Origin of the sequence: Comamonas thiooxydans (genome assembly GCF_000964545.1) — a bacterium.
Taxonomy (GTDB): domain Bacteria; phylum Pseudomonadota; class Gammaproteobacteria; order Burkholderiales; family Burkholderiaceae_C; genus Comamonas; species Comamonas thiooxydans.
Window position 1 is genome coordinate 251,549 of the sequence record NZ_BBVD01000001.1, and the last position, 13,113, is coordinate 264,661.

The following is a 13,113-nucleotide window of genomic DNA, read 5'->3' on the forward strand; positions in this document are numbered from 1 at the left end:
CTGCTCGTCTTGCCTGTACTACCAACGCTTCCCACCCTGGCGCTCCAGCAAGGGCTTGACCCTGGCCGAAATCGCCTCGCGTGCCCGAAAGATGCGCGAGCGCACCGTGCCTATGGGACAGTCCATCGCCTGCGCGATTTCCTCATAGCTGAGCCCCTCGATTTCGCGCAGCGTGACCGCCTGGCGCAAATCCTCGGGCAAAGCTTCCATGGCGGCATTGACGGCTTCGGCAATTTCACGCGCCGCCAACACTGTTTCCGGGGTTTCCTGAGTCGTTAGTTCCTGTCTGTGAACAGAAGTTTCATCCTCATCGTCCCCAGTGTGTAACGCGCTCTCCGTCATCACCGGCGAGCGATGCATTTCCATCAAGGCCTTCTTGGCCGTATTGACGGCAATGCGGTACAGCCAGGTGTAGAACTGTGCCTCGCCTCGGAACTGGTGCAAGGCCTTGTAGGCGCGAATGAAGGTTTCCTGCGTGATGTCAGGCACCAGATCGACATCGCGCACCATGCGACCCACCAGACGTTCGATGCGACGCTGGTATTTGATGACCAGCAACTCAAAAGCCCGTGTGTCGCCAGCATTGGCTCGTTCGACCAGAGCCAGATCGCTGTCGGCAGAGGGAGTGGGAAAATCGGGAGGTGTCATGAAAGGCCAAGCGGCGTGCTGCCATAACCGGCGAGGGCCTAGCCCTGCTCTGCCAGCGGCACGATGGAGGAATATACCGCACGCCGCAAGTCTCCCCACTGCTCGGGGCTGTGTCGTTGAGACAGGAAAATCCATAGCAGCTTGCGCCTGCCGCCCTTGGTCCTGAACACCCAAACATCCGAAACGCTGATCCAAAGCCAGCTGCCACCATCAAGTCCCACCGCCAGCCGCACAGGAAGTGACCGAGCGGTTGACAGGTTTTCGGCCTCCAGCAACCAATACTCTCCATTCCAGAGCAGATGTCCTTGCGGCCAGTTGCGCCACTGCTCGCAAAGCAGCACGGCTGCCAGGATCGAGGCCGGTAAAGCCAGCAGCACCTGCAACCAGCCCGACTGGACTTGCAGGCACCATGCCAGCAGAGCCATCAGCAAGACCATCCCGGTCAGCAGCAGCAGTCCTCCGGCCCAGCCAGGCCGGACGAAGATATAGGCAACGGCTGGAGCATGGTAGCGGGCACTCATGGGCCGACCATGTGCGAAAAACCGGCTGCCGCAAAGCTAGGGAAAGCACGATCAAGCCGCACATAGAACAAAGCCCGCAAGGCCTGGGCCAGTGCGGGCTTGTGCAGAAGCTGCTCGAAGCGACTTAGACGCGCTTGAAGACCAGGGTGCCGTTGGTGCCACCGAAACCGAAGTTGTTCTTCACTGCAACTTCCAGCTTGGCGTCACGCGCCGTGTTGGCGCAATAGTCCAGATCGCACTCGGGATCCTGATTCACCAGATTGATGGTCGGAGGAATCTTCTGGTCGTGCAGTGCCAGCACGGTGAACACGCTCTCGATGCCGCCAGCACCGCCCAGCAGGTGGCCGGTCATGGACTTGGTCGAGCTGACCACCAGCTTGCTGGCATGCTCGCCCATGGCCGCCTTGATGGCGTTGGACTCATTGATATCGCCCAGCGGGGTCGAGGTGCCGTGCGCATTCAGGTAGTTGACCTGATCCTGGTTCACACCGGCGTTGCGCAGAGCATTGAGCATGGCGCGGCGCGGGCCGTCCATGTTGGGAGCCGTCATGTGACCGGCATCGGCACTCATGCCAAAGCCTGCCAGCTCCGCGTAAATCTTGGCGCCACGGGCCTTGGCGTGTTCGTACTCTTCGAGCACCAGCACACCGGCACCTTCGCCGAGGACAAAGCCGTCACGGTCCTTGTCCCAGGGGCGCGAGGCAGCCTTGGGGTCGTCGTTGCGCGTGGACAGCGCACGCATGGCAGCAAAGCCGCCGACACCCAGAGGTGAAACAGTGGCTTCCGTGCCACCGGCCACGACGATGTCTGCATCGCCGTATTCGATCATGCGTCCTGCTTCGCCGATGCAGTGCAGGCCTGTGGTGCAGGCTGTCACTATCGACAGATTCGGCCCCTTGAAGCCGAAGCGCATGGACACATGCCCCGCCACCATATTGATGATGGAAGCAGGCACGAAGAACGGCGTGATGCGGCGCGGACCGCGGGCAGCCAGTTCTGCGTGGGTGTTCTCGATCAGCGGCAGGCCGCCGATGCCCGAGCCGATCACGCAAGCAATGCGCGTGGCCAGGTCTTCGGACAGGGCTTCGCCTGTGGGCAGGCCTGCGTCTCGAATGGCTTGCTCCGCAGCCGCAATGCCGTAATGAATGAAGCTATCCATGGAGCGCGCATCCTTGGCGCTCATGTACTTCTCCACCTCAAATCCCTTGACCTCACCTGCAATCTTGCAGGAGAAGTTCGACGCATCGAACTTGGTGATGAGGTCAATACCGGACTGGCCGGCCAAAAGATTGGCCCAGGCTTCGCCCACCGTGTTACCCACGGGGGAGATGCAGCCCAGACCGGTCACGACAACGCGACGACGGCTCATGCGTTCAAACCTTTAACTGATCGCTGAAAAAAGACCTTAGGCCTTTTGGTGGGTATTGGCGTAGTCGATGGCGTTTTGCACCGTCGTGATCTTCTCTGCGTCTTCGTCAGGGATCTCGATGCCGAATTCATCTTCCAGGGCCATCACCAGTTCCACTGTGTCCAGGGAGTCAGCGCCCAGGTCAGCCACGAAGGCCTTTTCGTTGGTCACTTGGGACTCTTCAACGCCGAGTTGTTCGGCAATGATTTTTTTGACACGTGCTTCGATATCGCTCATGGTTTCCCTCAGGGGGTTGTGAATGAACCCGCGATTCTAGCCGTTTCGGGAGAAGCCCCTTGGCGGCTGGCCGTCGCGAGGAAACGGCCACTGAACTTGCAAAAGTGTTCAGCTTCTGGCAGCAAGTGCGGCAAACACCGCGCAAACTGCCGAAATTTCTTACATGTACATGCCGCCGTTGACGTGCAATTCTTGTCCCGTCACATAGCCAGCCCCGGCAGAAGCCAGATAGGCCACGGCATGCGCGATGTCGCTGGGCTGACCCAGATCACCCATGGCGATCTGTGCCTTGAGCGCAGCCTTTTGCGCCTCTGGCAGATCTGCCGTCATGTCCGTGGCGATGAAGCCTGGGGCCACGCAGTTCACGGTGATGCCGCGGCTGCCCAACTCCTTGGCCAGAGCACGGGTCATGCCAGCCACGCCAGCCTTGGCTGCAGCGTAGTTGGCCTGACCGGCATTGCCCGAGGCACCGACCACGCTGGTGATGCTGATGATGCGGCCGAAACGCTGCTTCATCATGGGACGAATAGCCGCACGGCTGACTCGGAAAACAGCCTTCAGATTGGTGTCGGTGACGGCATCCCAATCGTCATCCTTCATGCGCATCGCCAGGGTATCGCGGGTAATACCTGCGTTGTTGACCAGCACATGGAGGCCGCCGTCATTCTTGACGATGGAGTCGATCAGGGCATCCACGGCAGCGCCGTCGGTCACGTTCAGCGTGACACCACGGCCACCGAAGGCGGACAGAGCCTGGCTGATCTTTTCAGCACCAGCATCCGATGTGGCCGTGCCAATCACTTGATAGCCCTTGGAGGCCAGCTCCTGCGCGATGGCGGCACCAATGCCACGGGTGGCACCGGTGACCAGGGCAACCTGGGGCTTGGTCTGGTTATCAGTCATGCGAGCAATTCTTTCACGTCAGCCAGGGTGGCTGTATCAAACAGGGGAACACCCGTCAGGTCGGCGTCAATACGCTTGACCATGCCGGCCAGTACCTTGCCGGGTCCACATTCCACGATATGGGTCACGCCGCGAGCCTTGATGGCCTGCACGCACTCCACCCAGCGCACCGGACCAAAGGCCTGACGATACAGGGCATCGCGAATCGCATCAGCGTCCGTCTGGACGGTGACGTCGATATTGTTGATGACGGGAATCAGAGGAGTAGCCAGCGTCAGCTCGGCCAGCGCGGCCTTGAGCTTTTCTGCAGCAGGCTTCATCAGGCTGGAGTGGAAAGGTGCGGAGACCGGCAGAGGCAGGGCGCGCTTGGCACCGGCCGCCTTGACCGCTTCACAGGCCTTCTCCACGGCCAGCTTGCTGCCGGCGATCACGGTCTGACCGGGATCGTTGAAGTTCACGGCTTCCACCACTTCGGCACCGCCCAGCTGGGCCGTCACTTCGGCGCAAACCGCCTTGACCTTTTCGGCATCCAGGGCCAGCACGGCCGCCATGCCACCCGTGCCAACGGGCACGGCATCCTGCATGGCTGCGGCACGCAGACGCACCAGCGGAGCTGCCTGAGCCAGCGTCAGCACGCCGGAAGCGACCAGCGCCGAGTATTCACCCAGGGAGTGACCGGCCACGGCATCTGGCAGTGCACCGCCTTCTGCCTGCCAGACACGCCAGGCCGCAACACCGGCAACCAGCATCACGGGCTGGGTATTGGTGGTCAGCGCCAGAGCTTCCTTGGGGCCTTGCTTGATCAGCAGACCCACATCCTCGCCCAGAGCCTCGGAGGCTTCGGCCACGGTTTGAGCCACGACGGGATGATCCCCCCAGCCATCCAGCATGCCCACGGACTGCGAACCCTGGCCAGGAAATACAAATGCGAATTTCTTCATATTTCTTAGTATAAAAATTGCCTGAAACGCTTATTTATATTGCGTCTACAGCTACATCTTAAGGAGCACCGCACCCCAGGTGAAGCCACCGCCTACCCCTTCGAGCAGCACGGTCTGGCCTTTTTTGACCTGCCCGCTGCGCACGCCGTGATCGAGTGCCAGAGGAATCGAAGCCGCCGAGGTGTTGCCATGCTGATCGACGGTCACCACCACCTTATCCATGGACAGCTTGAGCTTGCGCGCCGTGCTTTGCATGATGCGGATATTGGCCTGGTGCGGGATCAGCCAATCGATGTCGGCATCCGTCAGACCCGCTTTATCCAGCGCGGAGCGAGCCGCCTTGTCCAGCACGCTCACCGCCAGCTTGAAGACAGCCTGACCGTCCATCTTGAGCAAGGGGTCGCCCAGCACATTGCCGCCGGAGACATTGCCCGGCACGCAGAGAATGCCCACATGGCTGCCATCGGCATGCAGCTCGGTAGCCAGAATGCCAGGCTCGTCGGAAGCCTCCAGCACCACGGCGCCTGCGCCATCACCGAACAGCACGCAGGTCGTGCGGTCGTTGAAATCCAGGATACGGCTGAAGACTTCGGAGCCCACCACCAGCACGCGCTTGGCAGCGCCGGTCTGGATCATGGAATCGGCCACCGTCAGGGCATAGACGAAACCGCTGCACACGGCCTGCACATCGAAGGCCGGGCAGCCATTGCTGATGCCCAGCTTGTGCTGCAGGATGGCGGCCGTCGAGGGAAACACCATGTCCGGAGTGGACGTGGCGACAATGATCAGGTCGATGTCCGAAGCCTCGATGCCTGCGGCCTCGATGGCCTTGCGGCTGGCCTCAAGAGCCAGGTCGCTGCTGGTCACATCGGGCTCGGCGAAGTGGCGGGCACGAATGCCCGTGCGTTCGACGATCCACTCGTCCGAGGTTTCCAGGCCGCGCTGAGCCAACTCGGCTGCGAGGTCGTTATTGGTCAGGCGGCGGGGCGGCAGGTAACTGCCGGTGCCAATGATGCGTGCGTAGCGTCTCATGTCTTCTATCAGGGCGCCGAAGTTCCAGATTCCGTCTGCGCTGCCAGCAGCAAAGGTGCGGCAGCAGCAATACGGCTGCGGACACGGTCAAGCAGGTTGTTGCGTGCCGCATCATACGCGCGGTTCAAAGCATGCTCGAATGCCATTGCATCAGCCGAGCCATGGCTTTTGAAGACCAGCCCTCGCAGACCCAGCAACGCAGCGCCGTTGTAACGACGGTGATCAACACGCTTCATCAGCGCAGATAGCACCGGATAAGCAATGATGGCAGCCATCTTGGTGAAGATGTTGCGCTTGAACTCTTCCTTGAGAATCCCCGAAATCATCGAGGCAACCCCCTCGGTGGTCTTGAGTGCAACGTTACCAACGAAACCATCGCACACGACAATGTCCACCACACCCTTGAAGGTGTCGTTGCCTTCCACATTTCCGTAGAAGTTGAGATTGCCCGCATCGCCTGCAGCGCGCAGCAACTCGCCGGCGCGCTTGATGACTTCACTGCCCTTGATCAGCTCTTCGCCGATATTGAGCAGACCGACGCTGGGCGCCTCGGTGTTCTTGAGTGCTGACACCAGGGCCGAGCCCATGACCGCAAACTGCAGCAGATGCTCTGCCGTGCAGTCCACATTGGCCCCCAGGTCCAGCATTGTGGTGTCACTACCCTTGGCATTGGGCAAGCCGAAGGCAATCGCGGGACGATCGATGCCATCCAGAGTCTTGAGCAGATAGCGCGAGATCGCCATCAGCGCCCCGGTATTGCCGGCGGACACAGCCGCCTGAGCCGCACCATTCTTGACCTGCTGCACGGCCACGCGCATGGACGAGTCCTTTTTCTTGCGCAGAGCTATTTCCACGGGATCATCCATGCTCACCACCTCCGTGGCGGGAACAATGGTCACGCGCTCATGCTTGAAGCCGGCCAACTCCTCGGCCTTGCCGACCAGCAGCAGATGCGCATCGGGGTGTGAATTCAGAAACTGACGGCACGCGGCCAGCGTGACGCGGGGGCCATGATCGCCCCCCATGCAGTCAACAGCCAAATTAATCATGGGCGACTGACAAATCCAATTAGGCTTGGGATGATGAATTGAAGGATCCGAGGACCACAACAGAAGCTATTTGCAAAACCAGCATTGAGATTTTGCAGCCATGCCCGTCATGACAGGCTTTGCAAATATCTCCCATAAAAACAAAAGCCTGTTGCTACAAAAAATGTAGCAACAGGCTTTGCGAATGCAGTCGTCGCTTAGGCTTCGGACTTGTTCTTCAGCACTTGACGGCCACGGTACACGCCGTTGGGGCTGATGTGGTGGCGCAGGTGTGTCTCGCCGGTAGTGGCTTCGACAGCGATGCCAGGCACATTCAGTGCGTTGTGCGAACGGTGCATGCCGCGCTTGGAGGGAGACTTCTTGTTTTGCTGAACAGCCATGATGGCTCCTGTGTATCTTGAAAGGGTTGGTAACACGACTTACACAGCAAGACCGGGCAAAAAACTCTGCCTTTCGACGCACCCACCGAGAGTGAGAGTGCGCCCTTGTCCGTGCAAGTCCTAAAAAAACGCGATCAGCCCATTAAAGACACGAGGGGGTTTCGCGCGAAGCTCACGATTATAGCGCAAACGCTTTTCGCGGCCCAGGCAAAATCAAATCCCCACCGTGCTATGGGATGGATCAGTCGGCAGACTTGCCTACATTGAGAGATTGCAGCACGGCAAAAGGGTTTTCCTTTTGCTCATTGGCCTGCTCGAAGGCGTCATCGCTGACCTCCAGCTTGACGGGGACCGGGCAGACCTCATGGCGAGGCACTACAGGCACTTCCATCAGCAACTCGTCCTCGATCAACTCCAGCAGATTGAACTCGCTGCTCAATGCCAGCACATCCTCATCGCTGTCGTCATCTTCCAGTTCTGCCGTCGCTTCGTCCGGAACGAAGCGAAATGACCGATCCACGTAAAGGGGAATATCGGCCTCAGTCAGGCAGCGCTGACAGGTCAGCGGCAAAGCCACCTCGGCACTCAGATGCAGCCACACATGGCCGCTACCGCCTTTTTGCTCCACCAGCTCGCCTTCGGCTTCCCAGCGCACCAGAGGCTGCTCGCCGGTAATCGCCAGCGCATCGGCCGCCAGACGCTTGAAGTCCGACAATGGTGCCTGACCATGCAAATGACCTTCAGCCTGCGCGAAAGCACGCACGTCCAGCCGGGTCGCAGAAAAATCCTTGCTCATGCAGCCAGTGTAAGAGAATCCCGCAATGCCCGACTTATTGATTGCCGGACGACTTGAGCGTCCATTGATTCTTGGCTCCACCTCGCGCTACCGCCGTGAGCTGCTCAGCCGCCTGCAACTGCCGTTCGAGACGGTGTCTCCCGAAGTGGATGAAACCCCGCTCAGCGACGAAACGCCCCACGATCTGAGTCTGCGTCTGGCCATAGCCAAGGCACAGGCCGTGGCCCAGTTGCACCCCGGCGCCATTGTGATCGGCTCCGACCAGGTGCCCGAGCTCGATGGCCAGCCCCTGTCCAAGCCCGGCACCCACGAGCGCGCCACCGAACAGCTGCGCCAGATGAGCGGCCGCCAGATGAATTTCCACACCGGCGTCTGCGTGAGCTGTGCCGAAACCGGCTTCACGGAATCCAGCGTGGTCACGGTGCAAGTGCGCTTTCGCGAACTGAACGACCTTGAGATCGAGCGCTATCTGCGCGCCGAGCAGCCCTATGACTGCGCAGGCTCGGCCAAGAGCGAAGGCCTGGGCATCGCCCTGCTGGATGCCATCGTCAGCGACGACCCCACGGCACTGATAGGCCTGCCGCTGATCCGCACCTGCCAGTTGCTGCGTGCCGCAGGAGTGGTTCTGCCATGAGCGAAACATCGAAAAGCAAAGCGGGCACCCTTTATCTGGTACCCGCTCCACTCGATTTCGGCTGCGAAAGCCAGACCGCTTTGACCGAGGTGCTGCCCGAGGGCACGCTGCGCCGCGCCGCCTCCCTGACCCACTGGATCAGCGAAAACGCCAAAACCGCACGCGCCTATCTCAAGCGCATTGATGCATTGTTCCCGCTGGCTGCTCCGTTGCAGGCCCAGAACATTGTCGAGTTGCCACGTGAAGCGCATAAAAAAGGCGACCATGGCAACAAGGGCGCGGCCGTCTTCGACCCCAAGCCCCTGCTGGCAGCGGCCCTGGCTGGACAGGACATGGGTTTGATCAGCGAGGCGGGCATGCCCGCCGTGGCAGACCCCGGCAGCTCCATCGTGCGTGCCGCCCATGACCTGGGCATTCGCGTCGTGCCGCTGACGGGACCGGTGTCGCTGCTTCTGGGCCTGGCAGCCAGCGGCCTCAACGGCCAGAATTTCGCCTTTGTCGGCTATGTACCTCAGGATGGCCCCGAGCGCACGGCCCGCATTAAGGAGCTGGAGAGCCTGGCCCTGCGTCACGGCCAGACCCAGCAGTTCATCGAGACCCCTTACCGCAATGCTTCCCTCTGGCAGGCATTGCTGCAAACCTTGCAACCGAATACCAGGCTGGCCCTGGCCAGCGGATTGACGCTGGAGACAGCACGCATTGAAAGCCATCTGGTGCGCGAATGGCGCCAGCGCAACGCGCCTCCCGACAACCGTACGCCCGTGGTGTTTGCCATAGGCCGTTGAGCGCCAAGAAACAAAAAAGCCTGCGGCCAATACCGCAGGCTTTTTTTGATAGCGACCAGCGCCTATCCAGAAAGGTCCAGCAGCCTTCTGATGCTTGATCAGCGAATGCTTGGCACCAAGCCGCGCATGGCCTTGACCGATCCCTCGCCGATGGCGGCGCCAAAGCGCTTGGCCAGGCGCTCGGCCACATTATCACGGCGGGTGTAGTCGATAACTTCCTCGGCCTTGACCACCTCACGCGCCACATAGTCGAGGCTGCCCAGCTTGTCGGCAAGACCCAGCTCCACGGCTTGCTGGCCGGTCCAGAACAGTCCGCTGAACATCTCGGGGGTTTCATGCAGACGGTCGCCACGGCCGACCTTGACCACGCCGATGAACTGCTGGTGAATCTGCTCCAGCATCTGCAGCGCAAATTCCTTTTGCTGCGCCGACATGGGGCTGAACGGATCGAGAAAGCCCTTGTTCTCGCCAGCCGTCAGCAGGCGGCGCTCCACGCCCACCTTGTCCATCACACCGGTGAAGCCGAAGCCGTCCATGAGCACGCCGATGCTGCCCACGATGCTGGCCTTGTCGACGAAGATTTCGTCGGCCGCCGCCGCGATGTAGTAGGCCGCCGAGGCGCAGGACTCCTCGACCACTGCATACAGAGGCTTGTTGTACTTGGCCTTGAGACGCGTCATCTCGTCGTTGATGATGCCTGCCTGCACGGGGCTGCCTCCGGGCGAGTTGATCAGCAGCACCACGGCGCGCGAGCCCGAATCTTCAAAGGCGCTGCGCATGGCCGCCACCACGAACTCGGCACTGGCGTCCGCTCCCGAGGCAATCTCGCCCTTGATCTCCACCACCGCGGTATGGGGCGAGGTGCTGGTCTTGGTGGCCGTATCCTTGAAGAACACCGCCCACAGCACCAGCAGCACCACCACGGACCACAGCAGACGGCTGAAAAAGCGCCAGCGCCTTGCCGCCCGCTGCTCCTTGATGGAGGCGAACACCAGCTTTTCCAGCACATCGCGCTCCCAGCCCCCGTTCCCGGAGGCCTTGGCCGCAGCGGCGGGCGCCTCAGCGGACGCAGCAGACGCCTTGGACCAGAGGTCCGCGCCCGGCGTCACATGCGACTGGGAATCATGGTTGTCAGGAGTACTCATCTCAAAACTTCAGAGGTTTCAGGTGTGGCCCAGTATGCCAGCGCACCAAGCCGCCGCTTTCGCTCAAGGCGATTTTTACCAACCCACCGCGGCAAGGACCGCCTGCACAGGCGCCGCTGTCAGGTTCGTAGGCAGCTCCGTGGGTAGAACACAACAGCCAGCGACCGGAATCGTCAAAAAACTGACCTTCCTGGTAGTCCATTTCCATGGGGATATGGCTGCAGCGATTCAGATAGGCATGAACCTGCCCCTGGTAGCGGATGGCAAACGCGCGGCTGCTCTGACCGGCATACAACACATCAAAGCTCACCGCCCGGCCGCCGTCGACCAGATCCGCACTGGCGCACAGCTCCACGGCATCTGTCATATCTGGCTTCACGCGTTGGCCAGCAGCCAGGCCCGCAGCTGCATCGCGGAATCGGCCACGAACAGCGGATTGAACTGGGCGAAGCCGTCGGGAGCATGGGCGCCATAGGAAACCCCCACACAGGCACAGCCGGCATTCTGTGCCATCTGCAAATCGTGCGTGGTGTCGCCAATCATCAGCGTTCGCTCGGGCTCCACGCCGAATTCGGCCATCAGCTCGTGCAACATCAGCGGACTGGGCTTGCCAGCGGTCTCGTCGGCCGTGCGCGAACCGTCGAACAATCCCTTGAGCTGCGGGTCCTGCAGCGCATGGTTGAGCCCCATGCGGCTCTTGCCCGTGGCCACGCTCAGCCAGTGGCCGCGCTCGCGCAGCTCGGCAAGCAGCGGCAGTATGCCGTCAAACACGCAGATATCATCCTGATGCTTGAAGAAGTGAAAGCGATAGCGATTGGCCAGCTCAGGATATTTTTCGGGCGGCACATCGGGTGCCGCGCGGGCCAGGGCCGGCATCAACGCCATGCCGATCACATAGGCAGCCTGCTCGTCGCTGGGCACGGTGCCGCCCACATCACGCACAGCCTCCTGGATGCTGCGACTGATGATGGCCGTGGAGTCCGCCACCGTGCCATCCCAGTCGAATGCAATCAGATCGAAGCGGCGTGGTCGCCGGGCGCTATGGTTTTCAGTAGTCATGAAGCCTAGTCAGTTCACAAAGTCCGCCAGCTCAGGCGGCAGCTCGGCACGCAGTTCGACACGCTCGCCGCTGGCGGGATGATTGAACTGTAGCCGCCAGGCGTGCAGAAACATGCGCTTGAGACCCTGCTTTTGCACACGACGGTTGAGATCAAAATCACCATATTTGTCATCGCCCACGATGGGATGCCCCTGCGAGGACAGATGCACGCGGATCTGGTGGGTGCGACCTGTCTTGATGGTCACCTCCAGCAGACTCATCGCAGGCAGCCCCTGCAGGGGACGCGGCTCGATCAGCTTTCTGACCTTGACCAGGGTGATGGAACGCATTCCATCCGGGTCATCGGCCGTGGTCACGCGCACACGGCGCTCGCCATCGGCCTGCAGATACTTGTGCAGCGGCAGATCGATGACCTTCTTGTTGGCCGGCCAGGCACCTTGCACCAATGCCAGATAGGTCTTGCCGGTCTCGCGCTCGCGAAACTGGTCCTGCAGATTGAGGAGTGCCGAACGCTTTTTGGCCACCAGCAAAATGCCCGAGGTTTCGCGATCCAGCCGGTGCACCAGCTCAAGAAACTTGGCATCGGGACGCGCCTGGCGCAGTTGCTCGATGACGCCAAAGCTCACGCCCGAGCCTCCATGCACGGCCACGCCGGCAGGCTTGGACAATGCAATCATGTGTTCGTCATCCAACAGGGCGGGAAAGTCCTTAGCCGGTGCCGGGCGCTCCGCTTTTTCAGCCACTTTGTCGGAAATCCGGACCGGGGGAAGGCGCACCACGTCGCCGGGCTGAACCCGGGTCTCGGCGCTCACGCGCCCCTTGTTGATGCGCACCTCACCACTGCGGATGATGCGGTAGACATGGGTCTTGGGCACCCCCTTGAGGTGGCGCATGAGAAAGTTGTCGAGTCGCTGTCCGGCGGAGTCTTCATCGACCTCGATCAGCCGTACCGAGGCCGCGGCCGTATTCTGGGACCGGTCCTGTGCCGGTTTGCCCTCTATAATGTGTTTCACCTGTGCCGAGCTTAGTTGTAAGTGATTGATTCGCATGGAGTTTAGTCCAAACAATCATTTCCCACCGCACAGGCAGGTCGATGCCCGCCAGTTTTGCACACGCAAATTGCAGTCAAGATGAGCTGCAGCAGCCTGTGAGAGCCTGGCAAAGGCTGACGAATTGAAACACTGATACGGAATCTCATACCGTGCAGTTGTCCAGGCAAAAGCAGCCTGCAACTGTCGGTTCTCTCAACGAGCATGTGGATCTTTTGGACATTGCTGATCAACCTCTGGGGCAAGGCACGGCCGGCCCCCGGGACGAGTCATGTCTCGAAGAAACCACCCACCTCCCTAGCACGCGCGTCGGCTTCTTTTGTACCCCGTCTGCATGCGCGTCCTCTCCCGCTCGTCCCCCGGCCTGTACCTCCGCTACTGACTTGAGATCAGGCCAGTAGCGCCGTCCTGTACCGCCCCAGATTCCTCATCCGTTTCAACTCGTTCGTCTGGCATCACGGCTCCTGTTGAGCCTGTCTTTGATTACCAGTCAAAGGTGCGTTGGTCTATGACCAACGTGCCTCA

16 protein-coding genes are annotated in these 13,113 nt (G+C 60.7%); 2 read left to right on the plus strand and 14 right to left on the minus strand.

What is annotated here, in order from left to right:
• Positions 1-18 precede the first annotated feature (18 nt).
• From rpoE to Cth01_RS01200, 10 genes are all read right to left on the minus strand, one after another.
• Positions 19-648 carry an RNA polymerase sigma factor RpoE gene (rpoE, locus tag Cth01_RS01155; protein WP_003064186.1) on the minus strand — a complete coding sequence of 210 codons (630 nt, stop codon included), beginning with the start codon at positions 646-648 and terminating at the stop codon, positions 19-21.
• Positions 649-686: 38 nt separating this feature from the next.
• The gene (locus Cth01_RS01160) at positions 687-1,169 is read right to left on the minus strand and encodes a hypothetical protein (RefSeq protein ID WP_034408600.1); all 483 of its coding nucleotides are present in this window, start codon (positions 1,167-1,169) and stop codon (positions 687-689) included.
• Positions 1,170-1,293: 124 nt separating this feature from the next.
• On the minus strand, positions 1,294-2,538 hold the full coding sequence (gene fabF, locus Cth01_RS01165) for a beta-ketoacyl-ACP synthase II (protein WP_034353357.1): 1,245 nt from the start codon (positions 2,536-2,538) through the stop codon (positions 1,294-1,296).
• A 36-nt stretch (positions 2,539-2,574) separates the two neighbouring features.
• Positions 2,575-2,814, minus strand: a complete 240-nt coding sequence (gene acpP / locus Cth01_RS01170) for an acyl carrier protein (RefSeq protein WP_003058049.1) — start codon at positions 2,812-2,814, stop codon at positions 2,575-2,577.
• 159 nt (positions 2,815-2,973) lie between these two features.
• Positions 2,974-3,717: a 3-oxoacyl-ACP reductase FabG gene (gene fabG, locus Cth01_RS01175; RefSeq protein WP_003058052.1), complete on the minus strand. Its 744-nt coding sequence runs from the start codon at positions 3,715-3,717 to the stop codon at positions 2,974-2,976.
• Positions 3,714-4,658 carry an ACP S-malonyltransferase gene (fabD, locus tag Cth01_RS01180; protein ID WP_034353350.1) on the minus strand — a complete coding sequence of 315 codons (945 nt, stop codon included), beginning with the start codon at positions 4,656-4,658 and terminating at the stop codon, positions 3,714-3,716. Before fabD ends, fabG begins: the two co-directional genes overlap by 4 nt.
• 51 nt (positions 4,659-4,709) lie before the next feature.
• Positions 4,710-5,690, minus strand: coding sequence for a beta-ketoacyl-ACP synthase III (locus Cth01_RS01185; protein ID WP_034389360.1), 981 nt, complete (start codon positions 5,688-5,690; stop codon positions 4,710-4,712).
• Positions 5,691-5,698: 8 nt separating this feature from the next.
• On the minus strand, positions 5,699-6,739 hold the full coding sequence (gene plsX, locus Cth01_RS01190; RefSeq protein WP_034353347.1) for a phosphate acyltransferase PlsX: 1,041 nt from the start codon (positions 6,737-6,739) through the stop codon (positions 5,699-5,701).
• A gap of 197 nt (positions 6,740-6,936) precedes the next feature.
• Entirely contained in the window at positions 6,937-7,119 is a 183-nt protein-coding gene (rpmF, locus tag Cth01_RS01195) for a 50S ribosomal protein L32 (protein ID WP_003058062.1), read from the minus strand.
• 241 nt (positions 7,120-7,360) lie between these two features.
• Entirely contained in the window at positions 7,361-7,915 is a 555-nt protein-coding gene (locus tag Cth01_RS01200; protein ID WP_003064170.1) for a YceD family protein, read from the minus strand.
• Positions 7,916-7,940: 25 nt separating this feature from the next.
• On the opposite strand from Cth01_RS01200, the gene Cth01_RS01205 reads away from it, so the two are divergent.
• Positions 7,941-8,549, plus strand: coding sequence for a Maf family nucleotide pyrophosphatase (locus tag Cth01_RS01205; protein WP_034353342.1), 609 nt, complete (start codon positions 7,941-7,943; stop codon positions 8,547-8,549).
• The gene (locus tag Cth01_RS01210) at positions 8,546-9,334 is read left to right on the plus strand and encodes an SAM-dependent methyltransferase (protein WP_045838335.1); all 789 of its coding nucleotides are present in this window, start codon (positions 8,546-8,548) and stop codon (positions 9,332-9,334) included. Before Cth01_RS01205 ends, Cth01_RS01210 begins: the two co-directional genes overlap by 4 nt.
• A 98-nt stretch (positions 9,335-9,432) precedes the next feature.
• On the opposite strand, the gene Cth01_RS01215 is transcribed toward Cth01_RS01210, so the two are convergent.
• The 4 genes from Cth01_RS01215 to Cth01_RS01230 are packed head-to-tail and all read right to left on the minus strand — an operon-like array spanning position 9,433 to position 12,552.
• Positions 9,433-10,479, minus strand: a complete 1,047-nt coding sequence (locus tag Cth01_RS01215) for a S49 family peptidase (protein WP_045838336.1) — start codon at positions 10,477-10,479, stop codon at positions 9,433-9,435.
• 1 nt (position 10,480) lies between these two features.
• Positions 10,481-10,846 (minus strand): Rieske (2Fe-2S) protein, encoded by a 366-nt coding sequence (locus Cth01_RS01220; protein ID WP_034353459.1) that lies wholly within the window; start codon positions 10,844-10,846, stop codon positions 10,481-10,483.
• 8 nt (positions 10,847-10,854) lie between these two features.
• Positions 10,855-11,538, minus strand: a complete 684-nt coding sequence (locus Cth01_RS01225) for an HAD family hydrolase (RefSeq protein WP_034408589.1) — start codon at positions 11,536-11,538, stop codon at positions 10,855-10,857.
• A gap of 9 nt (positions 11,539-11,547) precedes the next feature.
• The gene (locus tag Cth01_RS01230; protein ID WP_169749758.1) at positions 11,548-12,552 is read right to left on the minus strand and encodes an RluA family pseudouridine synthase; all 1,005 of its coding nucleotides are present in this window, start codon (positions 12,550-12,552) and stop codon (positions 11,548-11,550) included.
• Between the last annotated feature and the right edge of the window lie 561 nt (positions 12,553-13,113).

Bases quoted from the DNA above. Each gene is read 5' to 3' on its own strand.
- rpoE (WP_003064186.1), bottom strand. From the start codon at position 648: ATGACACCTCCCGATTTTCCCACTCCCTCTGCCGACAGCGATCTGGCT.
- Cth01_RS01160 (WP_034408600.1), bottom strand. From the start codon at position 1,169: ATGAGTGCCCGCTACCATGCTCCAGCCGTTGCCTATATCTTCGTCCGG.
- fabF (WP_034353357.1), bottom strand. From the start codon at position 2,538: ATGAGCCGTCGTCGCGTTGTCGTGACCGGTCTGGGCTGCATCTCCCCC.
- acpP (WP_003058049.1), bottom strand. From the start codon at position 2,814: ATGAGCGATATCGAAGCACGTGTCAAAAAAATCATTGCCGAACAACTC.
- fabG (WP_003058052.1), bottom strand. From the start codon at position 3,717: ATGACTGATAACCAGACCAAGCCCCAGGTTGCCCTGGTCACCGGTGCC.
- fabD (WP_034353350.1), bottom strand. From the start codon at position 4,658: ATGAAGAAATTCGCATTTGTATTTCCTGGCCAGGGTTCGCAGTCCGTG.
- Cth01_RS01185 (WP_034389360.1), bottom strand. From the start codon at position 5,690: ATGAGACGCTACGCACGCATCATTGGCACCGGCAGTTACCTGCCGCCC.
- plsX (WP_034353347.1), bottom strand. From the start codon at position 6,739: ATGATTAATTTGGCTGTTGACTGCATGGGGGGCGATCATGGCCCCCGC.
- rpmF (WP_003058062.1), bottom strand. From the start codon at position 7,119: ATGGCTGTTCAGCAAAACAAGAAGTCTCCCTCCAAGCGCGGCATGCAC.
- Cth01_RS01200 (WP_003064170.1), bottom strand. From the start codon at position 7,915: ATGAGCAAGGATTTTTCTGCGACCCGGCTGGACGTGCGTGCTTTCGCG.
- Cth01_RS01205 (WP_034353342.1), top strand. From the start codon at position 7,941: ATGCCCGACTTATTGATTGCCGGACGACTTGAGCGTCCATTGATTCTT.
- Cth01_RS01210 (WP_045838335.1), top strand. From the start codon at position 8,546: ATGAGCGAAACATCGAAAAGCAAAGCGGGCACCCTTTATCTGGTACCC.
- Cth01_RS01215 (WP_045838336.1), bottom strand. From the start codon at position 10,479: ATGAGTACTCCTGACAACCATGATTCCCAGTCGCATGTGACGCCGGGC.
- Cth01_RS01220 (WP_034353459.1), bottom strand. From the start codon at position 10,846: ATGACAGATGCCGTGGAGCTGTGCGCCAGTGCGGATCTGGTCGACGGC.
- Cth01_RS01225 (WP_034408589.1), bottom strand. From the start codon at position 11,538: ATGACTACTGAAAACCATAGCGCCCGGCGACCACGCCGCTTCGATCTG.